The organism is Mesorhizobium sp. M0518, assembly GCF_040321125.1.
Classification (GTDB): domain Bacteria; phylum Pseudomonadota; class Alphaproteobacteria; order Rhizobiales; family Rhizobiaceae; genus Mesorhizobium.
The window spans coordinates 1-23,272 of sequence record NZ_JAMYQY010000025.1 but is presented as its reverse complement, the minus strand read 5'-3'; the positions used below and the strand labels follow the sequence as shown (position 1 = coordinate 23,272).

Below are 23,272 nucleotides of genomic sequence, written 5' to 3'. Positions count from 1 at the left end.
GCTCTTTGGCGCTCAGGCCCAGTGAGCGACCGTGCGTTTCTCAAAGCTCTCACGGAACTGGGCGGTGGTTTTGGGGAGGAGTTCGCCAGTCTCCCAGTCGAGGATCACGGCATAGTGCCGAACCGCATCGAGCGTATCGATCTCGCCGGAGCGATATTTGCGCGCGACCTCCTCAGGATCCATGCGTGCCCAGTCCTTCCGTTTCGCCCGGATGTCGGCACGGCAGGCTTCGGTTGCCGTCCCGTCGATTTCGTACTGGCACAGGTCGCGGTCGATTTCGCGGATCACCACGCCGTAGTCAGTCTTGGCGCGCTCCAGAGACACGTAGTCGTCGATCACGTCCTCCATCACCTTGCGGGGCTCGCGCTGCAGTGGATCGCCGAAACCGCCGCCGCCGGCCGTCGGACGAGCGAACTGGTCGCCTGTGTGGACGGAGTAATCGGAGAATACGGAGCCGAGCCAGATCTCGGTCTCTTCTCCGGCGCGCTTCATGGTCAAGCCGTGGGGCATCGACGGCAGGCCTCCTTCGACACCCCAGACGACAGCGCGCTCGCGGTCGCAAATATAGGACATGACGGCATTTTCAGCCTCAAGCAGCAAGGAGGTCTTCTGCACGCCGACGCCGCCCCGCCATTTGCCAGGCCCGGCTGAATCCTGCTTGATCTGGAACTCGACCGTCCGAGTCGGATTCACCCGTTCGTTGCCTTCGTTCGGTTGCGACATCAACCCGGTTCCGAAGCAGGCGGTGGTGACATCGGCACCATCCTTGCCGTTGCGCCCGCCCCAACCGCCCGGCAGCCATTCGTAGAACATGAAGATCGGCTTTTCGGGTTTGCGCGCGTCCCGTCCCCCGGCCAGCAGATATTCGAGGTTGAAGGCGCAGGCGATAGCGCGTTCGGGCATGATCTTCGACCACATCTCGAAGATCGCGTTCATGATCTTTTCGAACGGCATCAGGAACCCGGTCACCGCCACCGGCCATTCCGCACTGACGATGCTGTTCTTTGGCGCAGTCACCTCGATCATCCGGTAAAATCCGCTGTTGAGCGGGAGGTCCGGAAAGAAGGTTTTCATGCCGGCGACCACGGCCGAGAAGGTCGCGCCCGGGGCGGAATTGTACATCGAGGCAATGGTCGAATGGCTTCCCGTAAAGTCGTAGTGGATCGTGTCGCCCTTGATCGTCATCTTGATGCGGATCGGGATCATGCCTTCGCCGGCACCGAGATCCCGGTCGATGTAGTCGACCGTCTCCCAAGTGCCGTCGGGCAGCTCCGCGAGACGCTTTCGCACGGCACGTTCGACGTAGTCCTGAACCTCCTCCATCCCGCGCATGACCTGGCCGCGTCCGTACTTCTTGACCAGCCGCAACAGTTCGCGCTCGGCGGCCTGCGTCGCCTGCGCCTGGGAATGGATGTCGCCAATGATCGACGCGGGATCGCGCGTGTTGGCCGCGATCATGTTGGCGACGTCGGAGCAGAAGCGGCCGCGCTGGAAAAGGCGCAACGGCGTGATCCGCAGGCCTTCGCGAAACATGTCGCGGGCGGTGACGTCGAAGGAACCCGGCACCGAGCCGCCGAGATCCGACCAGTGTCCGTTCGACTGGGAGAAGCCGATCAGTTTGTCTTCATCGAAGATCGGTCGGACGAGCCGAACATCGCTGAAATGCGTACCGCCGGCATAGGGATCGTTGATTGCGTAGACGTCACCGGGTGCCATATCGCCTTCGAAGACCCGGATCACCTCCTTGCATGTGTTGTGCAGTGTGCCGACATGGACCGCGATGTCGTAGTTGCCCTGGGCAACGGAGTTGCCATCGGCGTCGTGCAGGGCGTTCGAAAAGTCTCGGTTGTAGATGACGAAGGAATAGCAGGTGCGAAGCATCTGTTCGGCCATCTGGTCGACGGTGGTGATGAAGGAGTTTTTCAGCACCTCGAACGTTACCGGATCGAGGCCAGGGCTCGTTTCAATCAGCTTTGTCATGTCTCAGCCTTTCGTCACGATGAGAATGTTCAGGAAGTCGTCGACGGTGGCGCTCATTCCCGGCGGAACCACGGTGGTGGAATCGAACTGTTCGACGATGGCGGGTCCCGCAAAGGCAGCGCCGGCGCTGAGTTGGTCGCGTTCATAGACAGCCGCATCATGAGATACGCCGTCGAACCAGACGCCGCGGCGGCCGACCGGCTGTGGCTTGTGCGGCAAGACTTCATGCCGCGGCATCTCGGCTTTCGGTACGATGCCGATCGCCTTGACCGCGATGCGGAAGATCGACACCGGCGCCTCTTCGCGGCGGTAGTTGAACTCGCGTTCGTGCTCGTTGTGGAATGCCTCTATCAGCGAGCAGATGCTCTCGATCCGCGCCGGGGCTGACACCGCGAGCGAGCGCCACTGGCCCTGGTACATCATCTCGACCGTACGCTGCAGCGCCATGTCTTCGCGCGCCACGCCCTCATGGGTCAGGCGCTCAACCGCCTGTTCTTCCATCAGAACAAAGGCCGTCTGCATCTCGGCGGGCGAGACCGTCGAAGCATCGGCCATGAAGCTTTCGGAGAAATCATGCTGCACGTCGACGAGAAGGCAACCGAGCGCGGAGGTGACGCCAGGATTGGGCGGCACGATCACGGTTGGAATCGAAAGCTCCTTCGCCACGGCCGCTCCGTGCAAAGCGCCTGCACCGCCGAATGCGACGAGCGCAAAGTCTCGTGGGTCATAGCCCCGGCTGATGGAGAGAAGCCGGACGGCATTGCCCATATTGGCGTTGGCGACGGCGATGATCGCCTCAGCCGCCTGGTGGAGTTCCATGCCGAAGGGTTCCGCCACCGTCTCCTGAACCGCCTGGGCGGCCAGAGCGGGGTCGAGCGTGATCTTGCCGCCCGCAAGGCTGGTGCCGAGACGACCGAGCACGACATTGGCATCAGTGTTGGTGGCGGTGCGGTTGCCATTCTTGTAACAGGCCGGGCCCGGAAAGGCGCCGGCGGACTGCGGTCCGTTGCGCAAGCTGCCGCCCTCGTCCTGCCATGCCAACGAACCGCCGCCCGCGCCGATGGTCAGCACCTCGATGGAGGGGAAGCGGATCGGATATCCGAATTCGATGTACCAGTCTTTTGTGATGCGCGACTCCCCGTTCCATGCGAGCGAGACGTCGGTGCTGGTGCCGCCCATGTCGAAGCCGATCGAGTTCTGGAAGCCACAGAGATTTCCGATGAAGCGGCTTGCGATCGCACCGGCGGCGATGCCCGATCCTGCGAGCCGGGCTGAGAAATCCCTGACGCTTGCGGGTGTCATGACCCCGCCACCGCTGTGCAGCAACAGGAGATCTCGCTTGTATCCGGCCGCGGCAAGCTTTTCTCCGAGACGCGACACGTAGTCGACGACGACCGGGGCGCAGACGGCGTTGGCCATGGTGGTGGAAAAACGCTCGTGCTCGAAGATTTCCGGCATCACCTCCGAGGAGATCGAAACCGGCAGATCCGGCATGGCCTCCTTCAGAATCTCACGCATGCGGCGCTCATTGGCGCCGTTGACATAGGAGTTCATGAAGCAGACGGCGATGGACTTGACCTGCCGTTTCACGAGAATTTCCGCGACGCGGTGAGCGGCCTCTTCGTCCAGTGCTTCCAGGATCGTGCCCTCGGCACTGACCCGTTCCCGGACCGTCAGCCGGTCGCGGCGCGGGATATAGGGCTTGGCGACATCCTTGTAGGTGTCCCAGAGGTCTTCCTTGTTGGCGCGGCGGATCTCGACAACATCACGGAAACCCTCGGTGCAGACCATTGCGGTGCGTGGCAGGCGGCGGGTGATCAGCGCATTGGTGGCGACCGTCGTACCATGAGAGAACAGCGTCACCTCCGAAAGATCGATGCGGCCCTGCTCCACGCCATTCATGATCGCCTGCATGGGATCGTCAGGCGTGGAGGCGGTCTTCTCGATGCGGATCGCGCCGCTATCTTCGTCCATGATGCAAATGTCGGTGAAAGTCCCTCCGACATCGACGGCAACTCTTATTCTGCTCATGACAGTTCCTTCGCGGGATATTTGCGGGCAAGGCCCGGCTTTCGCCGCCCTTGCCGGGGCGGCGTCGCAATAGATTATGGGAATTGGCCCGGATTTCGCCGGGTCTAGTGCCGCTCTCTTGAGGTCGAAGCGCGGCCTGCCCGGTTCGCTGCTTCGCGACGGGTATCAGTCGGTGCGCAACCGAACCGCGTCCGGTAGTGCTTGCAGAATTGAGACTGGTCGGCAAAGCCCCAGCGGTAAGCAATCTCGGCAACGCTGCTGATGTTGGTCACCGACATCAGTTCCTCGGAGCAAAGTTCAAGCCGGGCGTCGCGGATGAAGCCGTTGATCGACTGGTTGCTGTCCTGAAAAAGAACCTGCAGGTAACGCAGGGAAATCCCGCAGGCATCGGCCACCGCCTGCGGGCCGAGGCCGGAATTCTTCAGATTGTCGCGAATATACTGCTCGGCACGATGCAAATGGCCGGCCCGGATCGACGAGATGCTGCTGTCCAGCACGCGATCGTCGCTCACGATCGACAGGCACAGCATTTCCAGGATGTGCCTGCCCATCATCTCACGAGCGACTTCAGTGATCTCATCGACATGGCCGATCGTGGTTCGCACCGTGTCAAGGAAGAGCGCGGCGACGCCTTGGGTTGCGTCGAAACTGAGCGCACTGAGCCGTTCGGCAGACCCGATCCGCGCCCGAACGCTCGACGACGGCACCTTCAGGACCCACAGCGCGTTTGGCTTACCGTGCCAGAATTCGTAAGGCGCATCTCCCCTCTCAACGAGGAAGCCCCCCGGACCGCAATTGACGGTCCTCGACCCTTGCGAGAAATTCACCTCCGACATCTCCGGGATGGTGATGAGCAGGCTGGCGTCACGTTCGTTGAGGAAGTGGCGGCGATGGCGGCGATAGCTTACGGCATCGCAGCGCATTTTAGACACGCTGACGAGCCCAAGCGAGAAGGTTTCCAGCGTGCCTGAAAATTCACGACGGTTCCGATACTCGGTGTCGAGCGGAAAATAGGCTTCGGTAACAGCGGCTTGCCAGGCATCACCGCCTGTGGGACCGCCGATCGTATCGACGACGTATTTCATTCCCCGACCTTTCTGATTGGCCCCGGTTAGCCCGGTGTTTTTCTGAAGATTACAGGAATCCGCCGACGCGTATTGGTCAAAAACGAATAAACTTATGTGGCCGTTTGGCCCAAGGGCCGGAGCTCTCGACGGTTTCAATTATCGTCACGGTCCTGGTGTGCAGTTGATCAAACCAGCCTTGGGCGCGCAAACCGCAGCTAACTTGGAGCCATGCATTCTTTTCGCACCCTCATTCAGGATAAGTTGGCCAGCGCCGGAATCGCCGCCATGTTCTGTGCCAGGCCGACAGTCACCGCCGCCTCGGCCATCACCCCGAGGATCTCGAGCGCGATGTGGGCCAGCGGACGCGTCTGGTGGCGCCGCCAACCAGACCGAGCGCCATCGGCATCTCGATCGTCCCCCGAGAAACCCTGTTTCGCCAAAAATGGTGACGATCCGCTCGGCTCCTCGGTCGTTTTGGCCCATGAGCCCAACCCTTCCACGCGCCGAAGCAACGCGCCGGCCTAGTCGGCCGCCGGGATAACCCGCCAAATCTTGTTGCCCACATCATCCGCGATCAGCAATGCGCCAGTTCGGTCGATGGCGACGCCAACCGGACGGCCGAATGCCTTGTCATCGTTGCTCAGAAATCCGGTGAGCACGTCCTGTGGCGGCCCCGACGGCTTGCCGTCGGCAAACGGCACGAAGATCACCTTGTAGCCGCTTCGCGGCATGCGATTCCATGAACCATGCTGGCCGACAAAGGCGCCATTCTTCATGTGCGGGCCGAACAGGTCGGCGGTGTTGAAGGTGAGCCCAAGCGACCCGGTGTGCGCCCCGAGTGCGTAGTCGGGCACGATCGCCTTGCCGACGAGGTCCGGACGCGGTGGCTGCGCCCTGACATCGATGTGTTGGCCGAAATAGCTGTGGGGCCAGCCGTAGAAGGCGCCATCCCTGACCGATGTCATGTAGTCGGGAACGAGGTCGCTGCCGATCTCGTCCCGCTCGTTGACGACCGCCCAGAGTTCCCCGCTTTCAGGGTTCCAGGAGAGGCCGTTCGGGTTGCGCAGACCCGACGCAAAGAGCCGCGTCTGCCGCGTTGCGAGGTCGATTTCGTGCACGGCGGCGCGGCCTTCTTCCTCCTCCATGCCGTTTTCGCCGACATTGGAGTTGGAGCCCACGGTGGCATAGAGCTTCATTCCGTCCGGACTGGCAATGACGTCCTTGGTCCAATGGTGATTGCGGCCGGCCGGAAGGTCGACGATCTTCTCGGACGGAGCAGTGATCTCGGTGGTGCCGTCGCGATAGGGGAAAGCGACGACCGCGTCGGCATTGGCGACATAGAGCTTGCCGTCGAGCAGCGTCATGCCGAAGGGCGAGAAGAGGCTGCTGAGGAGGGCTGTCCTGGTCTCAGCCACGCCATCGCCGTTCTCGTCGCGTAACAGCGAGATACGGTTGGCGCTCCGCACCTCGGCGCCAGCCCGGCTCTGGAACAGGTTCATGAACCAGCCACGTATGGAAAAACCTTCGTCAGGTTTTGGCGGCGCGTTGCTTTCGGCGACCAGCACGTCGCCATTGGGCAGCACGTGCAGCCAGCGCGGATGGTCGAGGCCGCCAGCGAATTCGTTGACGGCGAAGCCTTGGGCGGCGACCGGCATCTTGCCTTGGGGCCAAGGGGTCGCCTCGGCAACGTGGACCGTGGGTATCCAGGTCGGATTGGGTTCGGCGAGCGTCGGGTTTGGACCGTAGGTCTGCTCGATCGGAACGGTGGCCTGTTCGCGCGAGAAGAAGAACAAGCTCGCCCCCGCGATTACGACGAAGGCGACAATGACGAGTAAAACGCCGAGAATTTTTCGCATCAGATATTCCCGAGATTGGGACAGTGACGTAACGCCATCAGGGCGTTCCGGTTGCGGCGGCACGCGACATTTGCGCGAAATAGGCGGCCAGTGCGGCAATATCTTCGTCCGAGAGGTTTTTAGCAGCGTTGCGCATCAGATGGGCGAAGCGCGTGCCGCCGCGCTTTTCCTCGCGGAAAAGCTCGAGCTGGGTCGCAATGTATTTGGCGGGCTGTCCGGACAGTTCCGGATAGATGGGGTTGCGGTCCGGACGACCGTGGCAACCCAGGCATGCCGGAACGTCGCGCTCCGGGATGCCGCGTCGCGCGATCTCATCGGCACGCGCGATCCGGGCACGGTCCGGTTGCGTCGACGTTGCAGGCGCAGGCAGCGCGGAAAAATGCCGCGCGAGATCGGCGAGGAGTGCAGGGTCGACAGCGGTGACAGAAATTCCCATGACACCGCTCTGGCGGTGGCCGGCAGCGTAGGCTCTCAAACTTTCAAGAAGATAGGTTTCGCGCTGAGAGGCCAAGACGGGCGTTGCGGGGCTCCGGCCGAGCCCATCCGTGCCGTGGCAGCGGGTACAGTCGGCGAGTGCGCGCTCGAGGCCTTGTGTTTGGCCAGTCGACGGTTCGCTACTGCCATAAGCAAGGTCGCGCCACCGCGCCTCGTCCATCATCGGCAGTTCGCGCAGGAAGGCGACCATCGCCCAGACTTCATCGTCGCGCTGCTGCGTCGGCCAGGCCGGCATGCCGGTGAAGCGCACGCCGTGCTGGACGATGCGGAAGAGTTCGGCGTCCGTCCATTCGCCGACCTTGCCGACAAGGTCCGGCGGCTGCGGCAGCATCGCAAGGACGGCGGGCGAGCGCGGTTCCCCGGGCGCGCCGTGGCAGATGGCGCAGCCGCGCGCGAAATGGCCGGCAGCCGGCTGAATAGCGTAGCGCGGCAGCTCGTCCGGCACCTTGACCGTGAGTGCGTATGTCCGTACGGCCGAGCGCATGGCGAAGTGGAGGAACCACTCGGTCACCTTCCAGTGGCCGGTCGAGGCGCCAACGTTGAAGAAGCCGATCCAGGTCGCGAAAAGCACGGCGACCGGCAAAATCGCCAGGCCTATCGCCAAGTGTTTCCAGTTGACGTGCATCAGCCGGCCAGCCTCTCGGTTTTGCCGCCTAGGAGCCTGGCAAGCAGGAAGACGCCTCCAGCGAGGTAAGCGGCAGCGCCGATCATCAACATGATGATGCCGCCGAGCGCCTGGTCCTGTCCCGCCCCGAGCACGAGGCCGAAGCACGTCACATCGCCGAGGCCATAGAGCGGTCGCGAGGCGAGCGAGAGCAGCGCGCCAAGCAACGTCATGTGGATGGAGGTCAGGAGCAACGCGAAGGCGCCGGCAGCGTCCCTAGCCGGCGCATCGGAATTGCGCGGCGCCACGCACGTCAGCCACAGGAACAGTCCGGCGCCAAGGAAGGACACCTGCTCGATCATGGTGGCGATGGTCGATGTCTCGGCCCACTGGCGCGCAGCCGGCGCATGCCAGCCCCAGACGACAATCAGTTCGACGAGAGAGGCGATAAGGGGAGCGGCGGTGGCCACGGAGCGTATCGTCCTGGCAATACCGATCGCGATCAGCGGCGCCGCGATCGCGACGACGCCCATGTGGGCAAGCATGTGGGCCGCGAACGAGCCACGCCACGCATCGAGCAGCGGTCCCGCCCAGACCAGCGCGACGGTGACGAAGCCCAGCAACAGGCTTGCCGTCCTCATGAGGAGCATCCGTCGATGAAGAGCAGCGGCAGCGCCACGTAGAGCACGGCGACGAAGCTCAGGCCGCAAAGCAGCAGCGTGGCAAACCCCTGGAAGAGGTTGCGGTCCGTCGCTGTGGGATCGTCGTGCGGCGGATCGTTCGTGCCGAAGCCCCACTGCCTCCAGGCGAGCCACCCGGACAAGACGATCATCGCGAGTGCCGCCAGCGTCATAGCCACTATGCCAGCCTGGACGACAGCGAAACCGAGGTCACCGCGCTTTGCACACCAGATTGCGGCCAGTGCGTAACAGGCGAGGAAATGTCCGGCCCAGATCACGGGCGCGGTGAAGAGCGTCCAGAGCGTTTCGACCTCTTTGGGAATGATGCGCATCACCGTCTCACATCGCTTCAGGGAAAAGACCGATGACGGCGAAGGTGATGACAGCGGTGATCGCCATAAAATGCCAGTAGAGCGCGACGTTGTGCAGTTCCATGTCGTGCTCCCGCGTCAGGCGACCGGCGAGGCTGCGCGCAAGGCAATAGAGCTGCATGACGGATCCGACCGCGGCATGAGCAAGCGCCCAGATGACGAGAATCCAGACGATCGCCGGATAGACATGCGCGGTCGGCTGCATGTCATGCTGCCAGGGTCCGGCAAAACCGGCTGCAGAGGCAGCAAGCGTCAGCAGAAACGCGGCAACAAGCGCAACGCGTGCGCCGTCGATCCACCCGCTTGCGTTCAGTCGGCGCGCACCAAGCATCGCGACCCATGCGGCGACGAAGAGAGAGAGCGCGATCATCGGCCACCGCATACCGGGACCCGGCTGCCCCAGAGTGAAGTCGGGATGGATGGTCCAGTAGAAGAAATAGCCGAAGATGAGGCTGGCGAAGGCAGTTCCGTCGCCAACCATCGTAATGAACATCGCCCACCAGCCAACAGAATCCGGGCCGGAGGCATAGAGCGGCAAGCGCAGTCCAAGGCCGACATCCTTGGTCTTCTTTTCCGGGGTTTCGCCGGTGCCGGTCCAGAGCCACCACAAAATGGCAGAGAGCGTGCCGATGCCCGACAATAGGGCAAGGATCCAGAGTTCGAAGGTGAGCGCGACGAAGACGCCGCCGAGCAATGCGGCCGAGATTATTGTGATCGTGGTTGATGTCGCCACGCGCTGGCACTGCAGCGGATGGGCGTCGAGCACCGAGGTGATGAGCGTCTCGCGGCGATTCTCCTTGGCACTGCGAAGATAATAGGCGCCCTCATTGACCTTTTGCATCAGATCCGCCTGGTCCCAAAGCGGATACCGGCTCTCGATGATCGGAATGGATCGAACGCCCCAGTTCTCCTCGGGCTCGTTCAGCCATTCGAGCGTGCCCGCCTTCCACGGATTCTGCTCGCTGCGAGGTTCGCGATGCTTCGGCCGTACAACATCGAAGACAACCACCAGCACCCCTGCCGCGAAAACATAGGCGCCGATCGTGGAGATGAGATTCAGCCAGTCCCAACCGATCCCCTCGGGGTAGGTGAAGACGCGGCGCGGCATCCCGCGCAGGCCGCTGAGATGCATCGGAAAGAAGGCGACGTTGAAGCCGGCAAACATCAGCCAGAAGGCGGTGCGCCCGAGACGGGGCGAGAGCATCCGCGCATTGATCAGCGGATAGTAATAGTAAACGCCGGCGACCAGCGGGAACAGCATTCCACCGATCAGCACGTAATGCAGATGTGCGACGATAAAATAGGTATCGTGCGCCTGCCAGTCGAACGGCACGAGCGCGACCATCACGCCGGTCAGCCCGCCGATGACGAAGATAGCGAGCCCGCCAGCGCCAAACAGCATCGGCACCGAGAAGATGACACGTCCGGCCAGCATGGTGGCGATGAAGACGAAGATCTGCACGCCGGTTGGAATCGCGACCGCTTCCGAGGCGGCCGAGAAGAATGCCAGCGAGATCTGCGGCAGGCCGGTCGCGAACATGTGGTGGACCCAGAGGCCGAACGATAGGAAGCCGGTGCCGACAGCGGCAAGCACGATCCAGGAATAGCCGACGATCGGACGTTGCGAAAAGGTTGGCACGATCATCGCCATCAGCGCGATGGCGGGCAAGAAGATGATGTAGACCTCGGGGTGCCCGAAGATCCAGAACAGGTGCTGCCACAGCAGTGGGTCGCCGCCCCGCGTCGGGTCGAAGAACGGCCAGTCGAACATGCGCTGCATCTCAAACAAGATGTCGCCGGCGATCAGCGGCGGAAAAGCGAATAGGATCATGCCCGCGACGATCAGCAGGTACCAGGCGAACAGTGGCATTAGGTTGATGCGCATGCCCGGCGCGCGGCACTTCATGATGCCGACGATCAGTTCGACCGCCGCAGCAATGGAGGCGACTTCGATAAAGGAGAGGCCCAGCAGCCAGATGTCGGCACCAATGCCGGAATATGCCTTGTCAGTGGCAAGAGGCGGATACATGAACCAGCCTGAAGAGGGAGCGGCGTCGAAGAAGATCGAACCGCAAACGAAGACACCGCCGATCAGAAAGCTCCAGAAGCCGAAGGCTCCGAGACGGGGAAATGGCAGTTCACGCGCACCGAGCATCGGCGGCAGCAGAAAGATCGCGACAGCCTCGAAGATGGGCACGGCAAACAGGAACATCATCACGGTGCCGTGCAGCGTAAAGGCCTGGTTATAGAAGTCGGCAGAGAGGAAATTGTTTCCCGGAACCGCGAGCTGCGTGCGCACAAGAAGCGCCAGAACGCCGCCAAACAGCATGAAGGCAAAGGCCGCACCCCCGTACCAGAGGCCAACCTGCGTATTGTTGACCGAAGTCCAGTAACGCCAGCCGATCGGCGTCTTCCAGACGAGGCGCAGCTGTTCTTCCTCGATCTTCTCTGCGGAGGGCAAGGCGTTTCGCTTGATGCGGGCTTTGAGGGTTGTCATTCGAGTCCCTTCAGCCAGGAGGCGATTTCGGCGATGTCCTGTTGGGGCAACATGTTGAAGTCGGGCATCTTCGAACCCGGCTTGATCAAATGCGGATGGGCGATGAAGCTACGAACGGCCTCATCGTCGGCGGGCAAAACGCCGGCACCAATCGTTCCCCGCGAACCCATATGCGAGAGATCCGGGCCGACACCACCCTCAGCTTGTGTGCCCGCAACGCGGTGGCACGCGCCGCAGCCGTTGCGAAGGAATATGTCGCGTCCGGGCAAGGATGCGCCGGGCGAAGGGTTCGCCCGCACAGCCAGCCATTCCCGGAAGGCAGCGGGCTGCATGGCGACGGCCGTGAAGGTCATCAGCGCGTGCGAGGTCCCGCAATATTCCGCGCAAGGGCCGCGGTAGGTGCCAGGTTTGGTCGCCAGCAACGAGAGCCGATTCACGCGACCCGGGATCATGTCCATCTTGCCACCGAGCGCGGGAATCCAGAAGGAATGGATGACGTCGGTGCTTTTCAGCAAGAACTCGACGCGCTCGCCAACCGGCAGCCTGATCTCGTTGGCGGAAAGAATAGGAACTCCGCCGTCAGCCAGGTGGTAGGCGACCCGCCACCAGAATTGCTCACCAGTCACTTCGATCCTGAGACCATTGGCTTCGCCGGCTCGTGCGAAAGGTCTCAGTCCAGGCATCAACCAAAGCGCATAGCCTAGCAAGAGAAAGAGGAGTAGCGAAGGAATGGCTGCCCCGCCCCAGAAAATCAGCCGGCTTGCAATACGCTCGTCTATGGGAGTGCGCTCATGACGTGTCGCGTGGACCAGAAGACCGATGACCGTCAGCCAGATAAAACCGCCAGCAATGGCCATGAGCCAGAAAAGGTCAGCGATCTGGCGCGCTTCCTCTCCGGCCGGATCAAGCGCCGACTGGGCTCCCGAGCAGCTGGAACAGGTTCCCAAGCATAACCACAGCGCGAGCCAGCGCACCGCAGCGAGTTTCGTAATCCGGGCGCTTGTGCTTGGAACTGTTGACGAATCTATCCCTCCAATCGATGCCCTTGCTCACAAACGCGCCCGCAACCGAGTGGTTGCGCCAAAACTTCAGTTTAGCGGCAATGGCCAGTGCTCATGCAATCTACGCGCCGGTTTCGTCATTTGTCGCGCCGGTAGGCGATTTCTTGCACTTTGCGGCGTTCGACGGCGTGCCCAAGCCGTCTCGAAAAGTGCCGTCTCCGCTCCAACCTGCGAGCAGGCGACTGAGCATTGGTGCGGGTGAAAACGTGGGCGCGCACCGAAGAGTTGTCGCCGGGCCGCCCGTCGATCTCGAACACCTCGATCAGGAACCCGCACCTCCGGCGCGGTTGCAACGCCAGTCCTGTAAATGTCCGCAACGCCAAGGGGGCGGCTCAGCCATCCTCCCTGGCGACCATTAGAAAAGGTTCGCGCTCCGGCGTCGTCACCGAAAAGCCCGAAGGGCCCACCGCGCTGAAAAAGCGATGGAACATGTCGATGAAGACACGCACGAAGAGTGGCTTTGCCGAACCGTACATGTCGGCGACGATCAGCGTCGGTGGCGGCAGTTCATCGAGGATTGGTCTTCGAACGATCTCCTCGCCATCGGCGGTGGCGCGACCGATCGGCCGCATGTTGAGGACGGCCATGCCGAAGCCGGATGCGACGGCCGAGCGCACCGTTTCATAAGAGCGCGTGCGAAAGCGCACCTCCGGCCGTTTCGCCAGCACGTCGAACAGGGTCAGGAGATAGGTCGCCGTGTGCGGCAGGTCGAGCAGCACCAGCGGCCGTGCCGCCAGTTCCGCCAGCCAGATGCCGTCGCGCGCGGCAAGGGGATCGTCTGCATTGAGCACGGCATGCGCCGGTACCTTGCAGATGCGGGTGACGCTGTCGATACCGATTGGACCGATGTCGTAGAGAATGGCCAGATCGATCTGGCCGGCGACAAGCCGTTCCTGCAACTGGACCTGGTCGGCCTCGACAAGGTCGATCTCGACATCGCCGACGTTGTCGAGGTAGCTGCGCAGCATCTCCGGCATGAACAGCGCGCCGAACGGCTCAAAGCAGCCGATGCGCAGGACCTTCGGCACGCGCCCGTTGAGGTCTCCGATCGACCGGTTGAACTCCGTTTCCGCCGCCAGCATGATGCGGGCGGCGGCGACGAAGCGTTGGCCGGCCGGCGTGATGGAGACGCCGCGCGCCGGCCGCCTGTCGAAAATGCGCGCCCCCATCCCGGCCTCGGCCAGAGTGATCGCCGCGAGGATGGAGGATTGCGAGATGTAGAGCGATCTGGAGGCCGCCAGCACGCTGCCCAGGCGGGCGACTTCGCAGACATAGCGCAACTGCCGAATGGTCAGATTCATGGCTCTTTGTTACATTAAATAGCGAATATTCCCCACAACAATACATTTTATGGTGATGAAAAAACCCGCCAGATTGCCCGGGCTGACAAGGCTGCCGGAAGAGCGGCCATGAAGTGAGGGGTTCGAACTGCATGCCGAATGGGCTGTCTCCCATTGCCGACGCCGATGATCTATGCCGCCTGGCTGCTGCGGAGCTTAGCGCCGCCTACCGCGCTGAATCGCTGTCGCCCGTCGAGGTGACGCTGGCGGCGCTGGATCGCGCCGAAGCGATCAATCCGCTTTTCAACGCCTTCACCATGATCGACCGCAAGGGTGCGATCGAGGCCGCAGGTGCTTCCGAGAAACGATGGCGGGCAGGCGAGCCGCTGTCGGCGGCCGACGGCATACCGACGACGCTGAAGGACATCGTCTGGGTCGAGGGCTGGAGCGTGCGTTACGGCAGCAGGACGACGACTTCCGCCGCCTATGACAAGGATGCCCCCGCCGTTGCCCTGCTGCGCAGAGCGGGTGCGGTCTTCATCGGGCAGACGACGACGCCCGAATTCGGCTGGAAGGCGATTACCGACAGCGGCCTCTGCGGCATCACGCGCAATCCCTGGAATGCGCAAAAGACTCCCGGCGGTTCCTCCGGCGGAGCGGCGGTGGCCGCCGCCACCGGCGCCGGCGTCTTCCATCTCGGCACCGATGGCGGCGGCTCGATCCGCATTCCGGCCTCGTTCACCGGCATCGCCGGATTGAAGCCGACCTTCGGCCGCGTGCCCGCCTATCCGTCCAGCGCGTTCGGAACCGTCGCCCATATCGGACCGATGGCGCGGACAGCACTCGATCTTTCCGTCATGGCCGGCGCCATGTCCGGCCGCGATATCAGCGACTGGCAGCAAGGCGTGGGAACGCTGGCGCCGCTTGGTCGGATCGAAGAAGTTTTGCGGGGCGCCCGGATCGGCTACTGGTCGAAGCCGCCTTCAGGAGCGCTGGATCCCGGGATCGCCGCCGTCGTCTCCCACGCCTTGGCGTGTTTCGACGCCTTCGGCGCGACGGTCGAGCCGATTGACCTTCCCGGTGGCGATCTCCTCGATCTGTTCCAGCATCACTGGTTCACCGGCGCCGCGGCGCGGCTGGCGCTGGTTCCGCCGAGCGAACGGGCGGGCATCGATCCGGGCTTCCTGGAGATCGCGCAGGCTGGGGCGGCGTTCGACGTCCATACGCTCGTCGCCGCACAGTTGGAGCGCGCCGAATTCGGCGCCGCCATGGACCGGCTGCTAGACGACTATGATTTCATCGTTTCGCCGGGGACATCGATTCCAGCCTTCGACGTTGGCCTTGAAGTGCCTCTGGGCAGCGGCCTCTCGCGATGGATCGAATGGGCGGCGTTCAGCTACCCGATCAATCTCAGCCAGCAACCGGCCTGCGTCATCCCTTGCGGCATGACCGAGGCGGGCCTGCCCGTCGGCTTCCAGATCATCGGCGCGCGCGGCGACGATGCCCGCGTGCTTTCGGCGGCAGTCGACCTGGAAGCCGCTTTCGTGCCCATGACCCACGCGTTTCGCCAGAAAGATCTGGTGTGAAAGATTTCGCATGAAGAAAAGACTCTAACCAACGCCAAAAAAGGGGAACTTTGCCATGATGAACAGACGTGCAATGCTGCAGGGCGTGGTCGGCACGGGTGCGGCCGGTGCCGCGCTTCTTGCCGATATGAACACTGCGGCGATCGCCCAGGACACCAAGCCCATTCCGGTCGGCTCGGCCCTGCCGATGTCCGGCATCGCCGCCGCCGACGGCATCGAGTTCAAGAACGGTCTCGAACTTGCCGCCGAGGAGATCAATGCGGCGGGCGGCATTCTCGGCCGGCCTGTCGAGATCCACATCGAAGACACCAAGGAAATGGGCGCCGACCTCGTCAGCCAGTCGATGCAGCGCCTGATCGACCGCTTCGAGGCACCGGTCATCATCAATGGCTATAATCTCGGCACCAACATGATCGAGATGGACGTCGCCGCCGACAACGACGTCATCATGATGCACTACAACACGCTGATTTCGCACAATGAGAAGTTCAAGACCGACCCTGCCCGCTATTACAGCTCCTTCCAGGGCGATCCGCCGGAGTTCTGGTATGGACCGGGCTGCCTGAACTTCCTCAAGACGCTTGCCGCGGACAGCAAATGGAAGGCGCCCAACAAGAAGATCGCCATCATCCCGTCTGCCAACGAATATTCGATCGTCATCGCCAACGCGATCCGCGACAAGGCCGCCGAATACGGCTTCGAGGTCAGCCTGTTCGAGACCGTTCCGTTCCCGACCAACCAGTGGGGACCAACGCTGGCGAAACTCCGCCAGGACCCGCCGGCGGCGATCCTGGTCACGCACTTCCTGCCGCAGGACCTGGCGCAGTTCATGGTCCAGTTCCTCGCCGAGCCGATCAACAGCCTGATCTACATGCAGTACGGACCATCGCTGCCGGCTTTCCGCGAGATCGGCGGCGAGGCGGTCAACGGCGTCGTCTATTCGACGGTGATCGGCTGCCTGCCGGACGACTTCTCCAAGCCGTTCCGCGAGAGCTACCGGGCCAAATTCGGCCCGAACTCGGCCTACATCACGGGATCGCAGACCTATGACGGCCTGTGGATGTGGGCGCTTGCCGCGGCAATCGCCGGTGGTCCAGGCGAACCGATGGACAAGGCGCAGACCACCAAGGTGGCCAATGCGATGAAGCGCCTGGTCTATCGCGGGGTCAACGGCACCTACCGGGCCGATCCGGCCGGCCAATCGGCCTTCTGCTATCCGACGCAGGTGGCCGATCCGTCGCTTGGCATGCCGCACCAGTTCCTGCAGCATCAGGATTACAAGACCGATCCGAAGCTGATCGCGCCGGCGCTCTATGCCACGGACAGCTTCATCCTGCCGCCATGGATCAAGTGACCGGACGCGGAAATGAAACCAACGACACCGGCCGGGCCCTTTGCCCGACCGGCTCCATTGGGTGAGAAATATGACTGAGGCCGCCGGTCCGATGCTGGTTTGTGACAGTGTGGTCAAACGGTTCGGCTCGCTGGCCGCCGTCGACGGCGTGTCGATGGTGGTCAATGCGGGCGAGATCGTTGGCATTGGTGGGCCAAACGGCGCCGGCAAGACAACCTTCTTCGACGTGGTGACCGGAATCACGCCGGCCAGTGGCGGCCGGGTGCATTTCGGCGACACCGACATTTCGGCGCTTCCGGCCGACCGCATCTGCCAACTCGGCATCGCCCGCACCTTCCAGCTCAATGCCGCCTTCGACAGCTTGACCGTTCGCGAAAACATCGAGATCGCCGCGTATTTCGGCCGGCAGCGGCGAAGGCTGGCCGGCTTCCGCCTCGGCGAGGATGTCCGGCAGGCAACGATCGAAGCGCTGGACTTCGTCGGGCTTGCGGCCAAGGCCGACGAGACCGTGGCGCGGCTGCCAGTGCTCGACCGCAAGCTGCTGATGATTGCCGGCGCCATCGCCACCCGGCCGAAAATGCTCTTCCTCGACGAGCCGGTGGGCGGGCTCAACGTCGCCGAGATCGACCAGATCATGGCGATGGTGCTGAAACTGCGCGACCAGGGACTGACCATCGTCCTGATCGAGCACGTCATGCGCTTTCTCCTGGCGCTCTCCAGCCGCGTGATCATCATGCACCATGGCAAGGTGATATTCGAAGGGCGGCCGGACAAGGTCGCCGAGGACCAGACCGTTGTCGAAACCTATCTCGGCCAGGGCACGCAGAAACGGCTGAAGAAATTCTTCGATGAGCAAGCCGCCACGACGAATCCGGCGGTGGGGGGAACGCCATGACGGGCGCAGCCGCAAAACCACCTGTCCTGCAACTCGACGGCATCGTCTGCGGCTATGACGGACTCGACGTGCTCAAGGGCATTTCGCTGACCGTTCATGCCGGTGAATTCATCACCGTCGTCGGCCCGAACGGCCATGGCAAGTCGACATTGCTCAAGACCATTTCCGGCCTGGTGCCGCTGCGCGGCGGTCAGATCAGCATCGACGGCCGGCGCCTGTCCGGCAAGCCGCATGAGACGGCGATGCTGGGCGTCGCCCACGTGCCGCAGGGCGATATGCTGTTCGCGCAGATGAGCGTGCTCGAAAACCTTTTGATGGGCGGCTATCTCGCGCCGGACAAGGCCGAGATCGCGCGTCGGCTGGACGAGGTCTACGCGCTTCTGCCGAAGCTTGCCGACCGTCGCAACCAGATCGCCTCGAGCCTGTCGGGCGGCGAACGGCGCATGGTCGGCATAGGCCGCGGCCTGATGATGGGCGGGCGCATCCTTTTGATCGACGAGCCGTCGCTTGGCCTCGCGCCACTGATCATCGATCAGGTCTACGACGTCATTTCGCAACTGAGCAAGGCTGGGCGCACGATCCTGCTGGTGGAGGAGAACCCGGCCCGGGTCGAGGACCTCGCCGACCGCCTGCATCTGCTCGACGACGGCGCCATCGTCTGGTCAGGCAAGCCCGCCGAACTGATGGCGCGCGACGAACTCCTCGCAACCTATCTCGGAGGCTGACGCCATGACCGACGTTCTCATGGCCATTCTCGTCGCCGGCTTCACCTCGGGCGCGCTCTATGCGCTGGCGACGGTCGGGCTGTCGCTGGTCTGGGGTTCGATGGGCATGCTCAACATGGCCCATGCGGCGATGCTGACGCTTGGCGGCTACGTCGCCTTCACGGTGATCACCTCACTCGGCCTGCCGGTCGCGATCGGTTTCGCCGGTGCCATCGTCGCGGGTGCTTTGGCCGGGGCCATCCTCTATTTCGCGATCGTTCGCAATCTCCTGCAGAACGACAAATCGACATTCGAAGCCAACGTCATGATCGCCACGGTCGGCATCGGCATCGCCCTCGAGAATGCAATCCTCCTGACCTATGGCGGGCAGCCGCTGAAGCAGCCGGTTTCGATCGCCGGTGCCTTACGCCTGGGACCGCTGACGCTGCCCTGGCAGAACCTTCTGATCATCGCGGTGGTGGTCGTCATGATGGTGGTCGTCTCGGCGGCGCTCGGCCGCACGCGGATGGGCCGTGCGATCCGGGCGACGGCGCAGAACCGCGACGCGGCGCAGCTCATGGGCGTCGCCGTCAACCGCGTCTACCTGCAGGTGCTGATGCTGTCGGGCGCGCTCGCCGGCATCTGCGGCGTCATGGTCTCGTCGATGACGCAATTGTCGCCGCCACTCGGCAACGACCCGATGCTGAAGGCCTTCATCATGTGCGTGGTCGCCGGTCTCGGCAATCTGCCGGGCGCCATCGCAGCAGCACTTGGGCTGGCGTTGCTCGAATCCTTCGTTCAGTACGCCTTGGGCGCCAGGTGGGGCTTTCCATCGCTGCTGTTCGTCGTCATTGCCGTGCTGATCTGGCGGCCGTCCGGCCTTTTCGGCCACGCCGAAATCCGGCGCATGTGAGGGGCATCATGACAGAGACACGTCCCATGTCCCGTTCCTCCATGTCCCGCTCGGCCAGGACTGATCTTGCCATCAGCCTGATGCTGATCGCGGCGGCGATCGCGCTGCCGTTCCTGGTCGACAGCCGCTACATCCTTGGCCAGATCGTGCTGGCGCTGTTCTATGCGACGATCGCCTCGCAGTGGAACCTCCTGTTCGGCTTCTCGGGCATCTTCTCGCTGGCGCAAATGGCGATCTTCGCCTTCGGCGGCTATGCGACGGCGATGCTCTGTTTCTATTTCGGCTGGAACGTCTGGGCAGCACTTGTGCCTGGCGCGCTGGGCGCCGTGCTGTTCTCGCTGGTCGTCGGCCTCGCCTGCCTTCGCCTGACCGGCGTCTATGTGGCGCTGCTGACGCTGGCGATCGCCCAGACGATGTATCTGCTGATCGTCACCGACACCGAATGTTTCGTCATGGTCGGCTCCGTCTGCCGCCAGTTCACCGGCGGCGCCGTCGGCTTTGCCCGCTTCGGCGACCTCGGCACCAGGGCCTTGCTCCGGGCGCAGTGGCTGGTCGGCAATTACGCCATCATCGCGGTGCTGTTCGCGCTCACCATGGTCTTCACCTACGCGATCGTCAAAAGCCCGATCGGCCTTGCCTTCCGGGCGCTGAAGGACAATCCGGGCTATGCGGTGGCCCGCGGCGTCAACCGCTTCCAGGCGCAGCTTCTGGTGTTCGGCATCTCCGCCTTCTTCACCGGGCTGGCCGGCGGTTTCTATGCCGCGCATTTCCAGGCGATCGGCCCCGGTGTGCTGTCGATGTCGCAACTTATGTTCATCATCGCCATCGTCGTGGTCGGCGGCGTCGGCACGTTCTGGGGACCGCTGGTCGGGACGGTGGTGCTGGTGCTGGCTGACGAATTGATGCGAGAGAGCGGCGAGTTCCGCACGCTCGGGCTCGGCCTGATCATCGCCCTGTCGGTGGTGTTGATGCCGAAGGGGCTGGTCGGCCGTTTTGGCGATCTCATCGACTGGCTCGGACGCCGTCGCACCAGCCCCGACAGCAAGCCGGCAGCAAGCAGCATTGTGCAAAGTCCGACCCCTGCTGGAAAGTGAGAGACTGACGATGTTCGATACGATCATAGTGGGCGCCGGCTCGGCCGGCTGCGTGCTGGCAAACCGGCTCAGCGCCGATCCTGCCCGCAAGGTGTTGCTACTGGAGGCAGGACGCGAGGCGCCGCTCGCCTCGGACGTGCCCTCGGACTGGCCGACCATGTTCAACACAGCCGTCGATTGGGGCTATTACACCGAGCCACAGGCCGGTTGCCGCGGCAGGCGGGTGTTCTGGCCGCGCGGCAAGATGATCGGCGGTTCCGGCGCACTGAATGCCATGATCTATATTCGCGGCCTGCCGTCCGATTACGATGGCTGGGCCGCCATGGGCTGCCCCGGCTGGGCCTGGGAAGACGTGCTACCCGTGTTCAAGGCCTGCGAAAGCAATGCCGAACTCGGCAACGACCCGCTGCACGGCGCCAACGGGCCGCTGCATATCGGCAATGTCGCGCATGTCGATGCCAACGAGCTTGCCTGGATCGAGGCCTGCAAGGCCGCCGGCTACAAGCACAATCGCGATTTCAACGGCGTCGAGCAGGAAGGTGTCGGCCTGTTCCAGTTCACCATCAAGAACGGCGAACGCTGGGGCACCGGCAAGGCCTATCTGCGCCCGGCGCGGGAACGACCCAACCTCACCGTGAAAACCGGCGTGCTGGCGACGGGCCTTATCGTGGAGAAGGGCCGGGTCAGGGGTATCCGCTATCTGGCAAACGGCGTGCCGGAGACCGCTTTCGCCGACACAGAGGTGGTGCTGTCCTCGGGCTCGATCGGCAGTTGCCAGCTGATGCTGCTTTCGGGCATCGGGCCGGCCGACGAACTCGCCCAGGTCGGCGTTGCTCCCGTGCACGACCTCCCGGGCGTGGGCAAGGATCTGCAGGACCACATCAACATTCCGATCACCTTCTATACCAAGGACAAGATCGGCGTCGGCGCCTGGACCAACGAGACGCTGCAGCGCGACTTCGCGGAATGGCAGACATCGCGCAGCGGTCCGCGTTCCTCACCCTGGGTGGCGGCGGGCGGCTTCGTCAAGAGCCGGCCCGACATCGAGCCGGACCTGCAGCTTTACGGCGCCATCAGCCCGCATCGCGACTATGTTCGGTTCCTTTCGTCCAGGCCCGGCATCACGCTGCACACCACGCTGCAGCGGCCAGACAGCCGCGGCGAGATTCGCCTGCGCTCGGCCAATCCAATCGAATATCCGGCGATCGACCCACGTTACTTCATCAGCGACGAGGATGGCTCGGACATTGCCACGCTGGTCGAAGGCATCCGCATCAGCCGGCGCATCGCGGCGCAGTCGCCGCTTGCCGAAATGCTCGTCGGCGAAATCACGCCGAGCGCCGAATGCGAGAGCGACGCCGAGATCGCCGACTATATACGCGGCCACTGCACGACGCTCTATCACCCGACCAGCACCTGCCGCATGGGTTCAGATGCGATGGCCGTCGTCGATCCCACGTCGATGAAGGTTCATGGGCTGGACGGGCTTTGCATCGCCGATGCCTCGGTCTTTCCGAAAATGGTGTCGGGCAACACCAACGCGCCGACGATCATGATCGCCGAACGCGCCGCGTCAATGATCCTGGCGGGCTAGGAAACAAAACATGACGACAGGCTGGAATTTCCACGAACTCTATCTCTGGCACGAGACCGGCAATGCCGCGCAGTTCTTTCAGCCGAGCCTGACCATCGAGCCCGGCGAGCATGCGGAGAATGCCGACACGAAACGCAGATTCCGCAATCTGATGGAGGTTTCGGGCCTGACCGAAAAATTGTCCAAGATCGCCTCCGTCGCGGTGAGCGAGGACGACCTCGCCCTGTTTCACGACCGCGACTACATCAGCCGTATCAAGCTGCTCAGTGACGGGCGCGGCGGCGATGCGAGCTATCTCACCCCCTTCGGCCATGGCAGCTACGAAATCGCCTGTCTGGCCGCCGGCGGCACGGCAGCGGTGATGGATGCGGTGTTGAGCGGCGATGTCGACAATGGCTATGCGCTGGTACGACCGCCCGGCCATCATGCCGAGCGCGGGCAAGGCATGGGCTTTTGCCTGTTCGGCAACGTTCCGGTCGCTATCCTGAAGAACCGGGCCAAACATGGCTTCGAGCGGGTCGCCAGCGTCGACTGGGATGTTCATCACGGCAACGGCACCCAGTCCGCCTTCTATTCGGACCCGTCGGTGCTGACCATCTCGATCCATCAGGACGGGCTTTATCCGGATGACAGCGGTCTTCACAAGGAACGCGGCGAGGGCAAGGGAGAAGGCTACAACATCAATGTACCGCTGCCGGCCGGCTGCGGCCACGGCGCTTACATGTCCGTCTTCGAACGCGTCGTGCTACCGGCGCTCAATCGCTACAAGCCTGATCTCATCGTCGTGCCGTCGGGCTTCGACGCCTCGGCGGCCGATCCGCTGGGGCGCATGATGCTGCATAGCGGCAGCTACCGCGACATGACGCGGATGTTGATGCAGGCGGCGGACGACCTCTGCGGCGGGCGCCTGATGATGTCGCATGAGGGCGGCTATTCGGCCTCCTACGTTCCCTATTGCGGGCTGGCGGTGATGGAGCAGCTGTCCGGCATCAGGACGCATATCGACGACCCGTTCCTGCCGGTCTTCGAAAGCTATGCCGGCCAACCCTTGCAGCCACATCAGGCGGCCGCTGTTTCCAAAGCGGAGGAACTTTTGGGCGGCATCGCCTAGAGCGATTCCTATTTTGAGAGAATCGTAGGATTCCCAAAGCCGGATGTTTGTGATTCAAGATGCTGGCTGGATTGGAGGCCAGCATCTGATGACGCGAGC

Annotated in this window: 19 protein-coding genes; 8 read left to right on the top strand and 11 right to left on the bottom strand. The window is 63.1% G+C overall.

Annotated features, from left to right (window positions below; translation table 11 throughout):
* Positions 1–12: 12 nt before the first annotated feature.
* The 11 genes from NKI66_RS27825 to NKI66_RS27775 all read right to left on the bottom strand — a co-directional run bounded on the left by NKI66_RS27825 (position 13) and on the right by NKI66_RS27775 (position 13,943).
* A complete protein-coding gene (locus tag NKI66_RS27825) occupies positions 13–1,980 on the bottom strand; it encodes a hydantoinase B/oxoprolinase family protein (RefSeq protein WP_023808991.1) in 1,968 nt (655 codons plus the stop codon).
* Between the two features lie 3 nt (positions 1,981–1,983).
* Positions 1,984–4,011, bottom strand: coding sequence for a hydantoinase/oxoprolinase family protein (locus NKI66_RS27820; protein WP_023808992.1), 2,028 nt, complete (start codon positions 4,009–4,011; stop codon positions 1,984–1,986).
* Positions 4,012–4,115: 104 nt separating this feature from the next.
* Entirely contained in the window at positions 4,116–5,096 is a 981-nt protein-coding gene (locus NKI66_RS27815) for an AraC-like ligand-binding domain-containing protein (RefSeq protein ID WP_023808993.1), read from the bottom strand.
* Positions 5,097–5,329: 233 nt separating this feature from the next.
* Positions 5,330–5,518 carry a hypothetical protein gene (locus NKI66_RS27810; protein ID WP_352722989.1) on the bottom strand — a complete coding sequence of 63 codons (189 nt, stop codon included), beginning with the start codon at positions 5,516–5,518 and terminating at the stop codon, positions 5,330–5,332.
* An 81-nt stretch (positions 5,519–5,599) separates the two neighbouring features.
* Positions 5,600–6,934, bottom strand: coding sequence for a PQQ-dependent sugar dehydrogenase (locus NKI66_RS27805; protein ID WP_023808994.1), 1,335 nt, complete (start codon positions 6,932–6,934; stop codon positions 5,600–5,602).
* 37 nt (positions 6,935–6,971) lie between these two features.
* Entirely contained in the window at positions 6,972–8,054 is a 1,083-nt protein-coding gene (locus tag NKI66_RS27800; RefSeq protein ID WP_352753685.1) for a c-type cytochrome, read from the bottom strand.
* On the bottom strand, positions 8,054–8,674 hold the full coding sequence (locus NKI66_RS27795; RefSeq protein WP_352753683.1) for a cytochrome c oxidase assembly protein: 621 nt from the start codon (positions 8,672–8,674) through the stop codon (positions 8,054–8,056). Before NKI66_RS27795 ends, NKI66_RS27800 begins: the two co-directional genes overlap by 1 nt.
* Positions 8,671–9,045, bottom strand: a complete 375-nt coding sequence (locus NKI66_RS27790) for a hypothetical protein (protein ID WP_127294296.1) — start codon at positions 9,043–9,045, stop codon at positions 8,671–8,673. Before NKI66_RS27790 ends, NKI66_RS27795 begins: the two co-directional genes overlap by 4 nt.
* Positions 9,046–9,052: 7 nt before the next feature.
* Positions 9,053–11,581: a cytochrome c oxidase subunit I gene (ctaD, locus tag NKI66_RS27785; RefSeq protein WP_128302556.1), complete on the bottom strand. Its 2,529-nt coding sequence runs from the start codon at positions 11,579–11,581 to the stop codon at positions 9,053–9,055.
* Entirely contained in the window at positions 11,578–12,555 is a 978-nt protein-coding gene (gene coxB / locus NKI66_RS27780; RefSeq protein ID WP_352753680.1) for a cytochrome c oxidase subunit II, read from the bottom strand. The genes ctaD and coxB overlap by 4 nt, the downstream gene beginning before the upstream one ends.
* Positions 12,556–12,974: 419 nt before the next feature.
* Entirely contained in the window at positions 12,975–13,943 is a 969-nt protein-coding gene (locus NKI66_RS27775) for a LysR family transcriptional regulator (RefSeq protein WP_352753678.1), read from the bottom strand.
* Between the two features lie 131 nt (positions 13,944–14,074).
* Between NKI66_RS27775 and NKI66_RS27770 the strand changes: the two genes are divergently transcribed.
* The 8 genes from NKI66_RS27770 (at position 14,075) to NKI66_RS27735 (ending at position 23,173) form a co-directional block, all read left to right on the top strand.
* Complete coding sequence (locus NKI66_RS27770) at positions 14,075–15,508, top strand: amidase (RefSeq protein ID WP_352753676.1); 1,434 nt, start codon at positions 14,075–14,077, stop codon at positions 15,506–15,508.
* 55 nt (positions 15,509–15,563) lie between these two features.
* Entirely contained in the window at positions 15,564–16,862 is a 1,299-nt protein-coding gene (locus NKI66_RS27765; protein WP_352753674.1) for an ABC transporter substrate-binding protein, read from the top strand.
* Between the two features lie 70 nt (positions 16,863–16,932).
* The gene (locus NKI66_RS27760) at positions 16,933–17,757 is read left to right on the top strand and encodes an ABC transporter ATP-binding protein (RefSeq protein ID WP_352753672.1); all 825 of its coding nucleotides are present in this window, start codon (positions 16,933–16,935) and stop codon (positions 17,755–17,757) included.
* Positions 17,754–18,482, top strand: coding sequence for an ABC transporter ATP-binding protein (locus tag NKI66_RS27755; RefSeq protein WP_127294286.1), 729 nt, complete (start codon positions 17,754–17,756; stop codon positions 18,480–18,482). The genes NKI66_RS27760 and NKI66_RS27755 overlap by 4 nt, the downstream gene beginning before the upstream one ends.
* A 4-nt stretch (positions 18,483–18,486) precedes the next feature.
* Positions 18,487–19,374, top strand: a complete 888-nt coding sequence (locus tag NKI66_RS27750) for a branched-chain amino acid ABC transporter permease (protein WP_023809005.1) — start codon at positions 18,487–18,489, stop codon at positions 19,372–19,374.
* Positions 19,375–19,400: 26 nt separating this feature from the next.
* Entirely contained in the window at positions 19,401–20,468 is a 1,068-nt protein-coding gene (locus NKI66_RS27745) for a branched-chain amino acid ABC transporter permease (protein ID WP_352753671.1), read from the top strand.
* Between the two features lie 10 nt (positions 20,469–20,478).
* Positions 20,479–22,062 (top strand): GMC family oxidoreductase, encoded by a 1,584-nt coding sequence (locus NKI66_RS27740; RefSeq protein ID WP_128302562.1) that lies wholly within the window; start codon positions 20,479–20,481, stop codon positions 22,060–22,062.
* A gap of 10 nt (positions 22,063–22,072) precedes the next feature.
* Positions 22,073–23,173 (top strand): histone deacetylase-like amidohydrolase, encoded by a 1,101-nt coding sequence (locus tag NKI66_RS27735; RefSeq protein ID WP_352753669.1) that lies wholly within the window; start codon positions 22,073–22,075, stop codon positions 23,171–23,173.
* The last annotated feature ends 99 nt before the right edge of the window (positions 23,174–23,272 follow it).

What these genes read in the sequence shown, in the direction of transcription:
- NKI66_RS27825 (WP_023808991.1), bottom strand. Translation starts at nt 1,980, where the DNA reads ATGACAAAGCTGATTGAAACGAGCCCTGGCCTCGATCCGGTAACGTTC.
- NKI66_RS27820 (WP_023808992.1), bottom strand. Translation starts at nt 4,011, where the DNA reads ATGAGCAGAATAAGAGTTGCCGTCGATGTCGGAGGGACTTTCACCGAC.
- NKI66_RS27815 (WP_023808993.1), bottom strand. Translation starts at nt 5,096, where the DNA reads ATGAAATACGTCGTCGATACGATCGGCGGTCCCACAGGCGGTGATGCC.
- NKI66_RS27805 (WP_023808994.1), bottom strand. Translation starts at nt 6,934, where the DNA reads ATGCGAAAAATTCTCGGCGTTTTACTCGTCATTGTCGCCTTCGTCGTA.
- NKI66_RS27800 (WP_352753685.1), bottom strand. Translation starts at nt 8,054, where the DNA reads ATGCACGTCAACTGGAAACACTTGGCGATAGGCCTGGCGATTTTGCCG.
- NKI66_RS27795 (WP_352753683.1), bottom strand. Translation starts at nt 8,674, where the DNA reads ATGAGGACGGCAAGCCTGTTGCTGGGCTTCGTCACCGTCGCGCTGGTC.
- NKI66_RS27790 (WP_127294296.1), bottom strand. Translation starts at nt 9,045, where the DNA reads ATGCGCATCATTCCCAAAGAGGTCGAAACGCTCTGGACGCTCTTCACC.
- ctaD (WP_128302556.1), bottom strand. Translation starts at nt 11,581, where the DNA reads ATGACAACCCTCAAAGCCCGCATCAAGCGAAACGCCTTGCCCTCCGCA.
- NKI66_RS27775 (WP_352753678.1), bottom strand. Translation starts at nt 13,943, where the DNA reads ATGAATCTGACCATTCGGCAGTTGCGCTATGTCTGCGAAGTCGCCCGC.
- NKI66_RS27770 (WP_352753676.1), top strand. Translation starts at nt 14,075, where the DNA reads ATGCCGAATGGGCTGTCTCCCATTGCCGACGCCGATGATCTATGCCGC.
- NKI66_RS27765 (WP_352753674.1), top strand. Translation starts at nt 15,564, where the DNA reads ATGATGAACAGACGTGCAATGCTGCAGGGCGTGGTCGGCACGGGTGCG.
- NKI66_RS27760 (WP_352753672.1), top strand. Translation starts at nt 16,933, where the DNA reads ATGACTGAGGCCGCCGGTCCGATGCTGGTTTGTGACAGTGTGGTCAAA.
- NKI66_RS27755 (WP_127294286.1), top strand. Translation starts at nt 17,754, where the DNA reads ATGACGGGCGCAGCCGCAAAACCACCTGTCCTGCAACTCGACGGCATC.
- NKI66_RS27750 (WP_023809005.1), top strand. Translation starts at nt 18,487, where the DNA reads ATGACCGACGTTCTCATGGCCATTCTCGTCGCCGGCTTCACCTCGGGC.
- NKI66_RS27745 (WP_352753671.1), top strand. Translation starts at nt 19,401, where the DNA reads ATGTCCCGTTCCTCCATGTCCCGCTCGGCCAGGACTGATCTTGCCATC.
- NKI66_RS27740 (WP_128302562.1), top strand. Translation starts at nt 20,479, where the DNA reads ATGTTCGATACGATCATAGTGGGCGCCGGCTCGGCCGGCTGCGTGCTG.
- NKI66_RS27735 (WP_352753669.1), top strand. Translation starts at nt 22,073, where the DNA reads ATGACGACAGGCTGGAATTTCCACGAACTCTATCTCTGGCACGAGACC.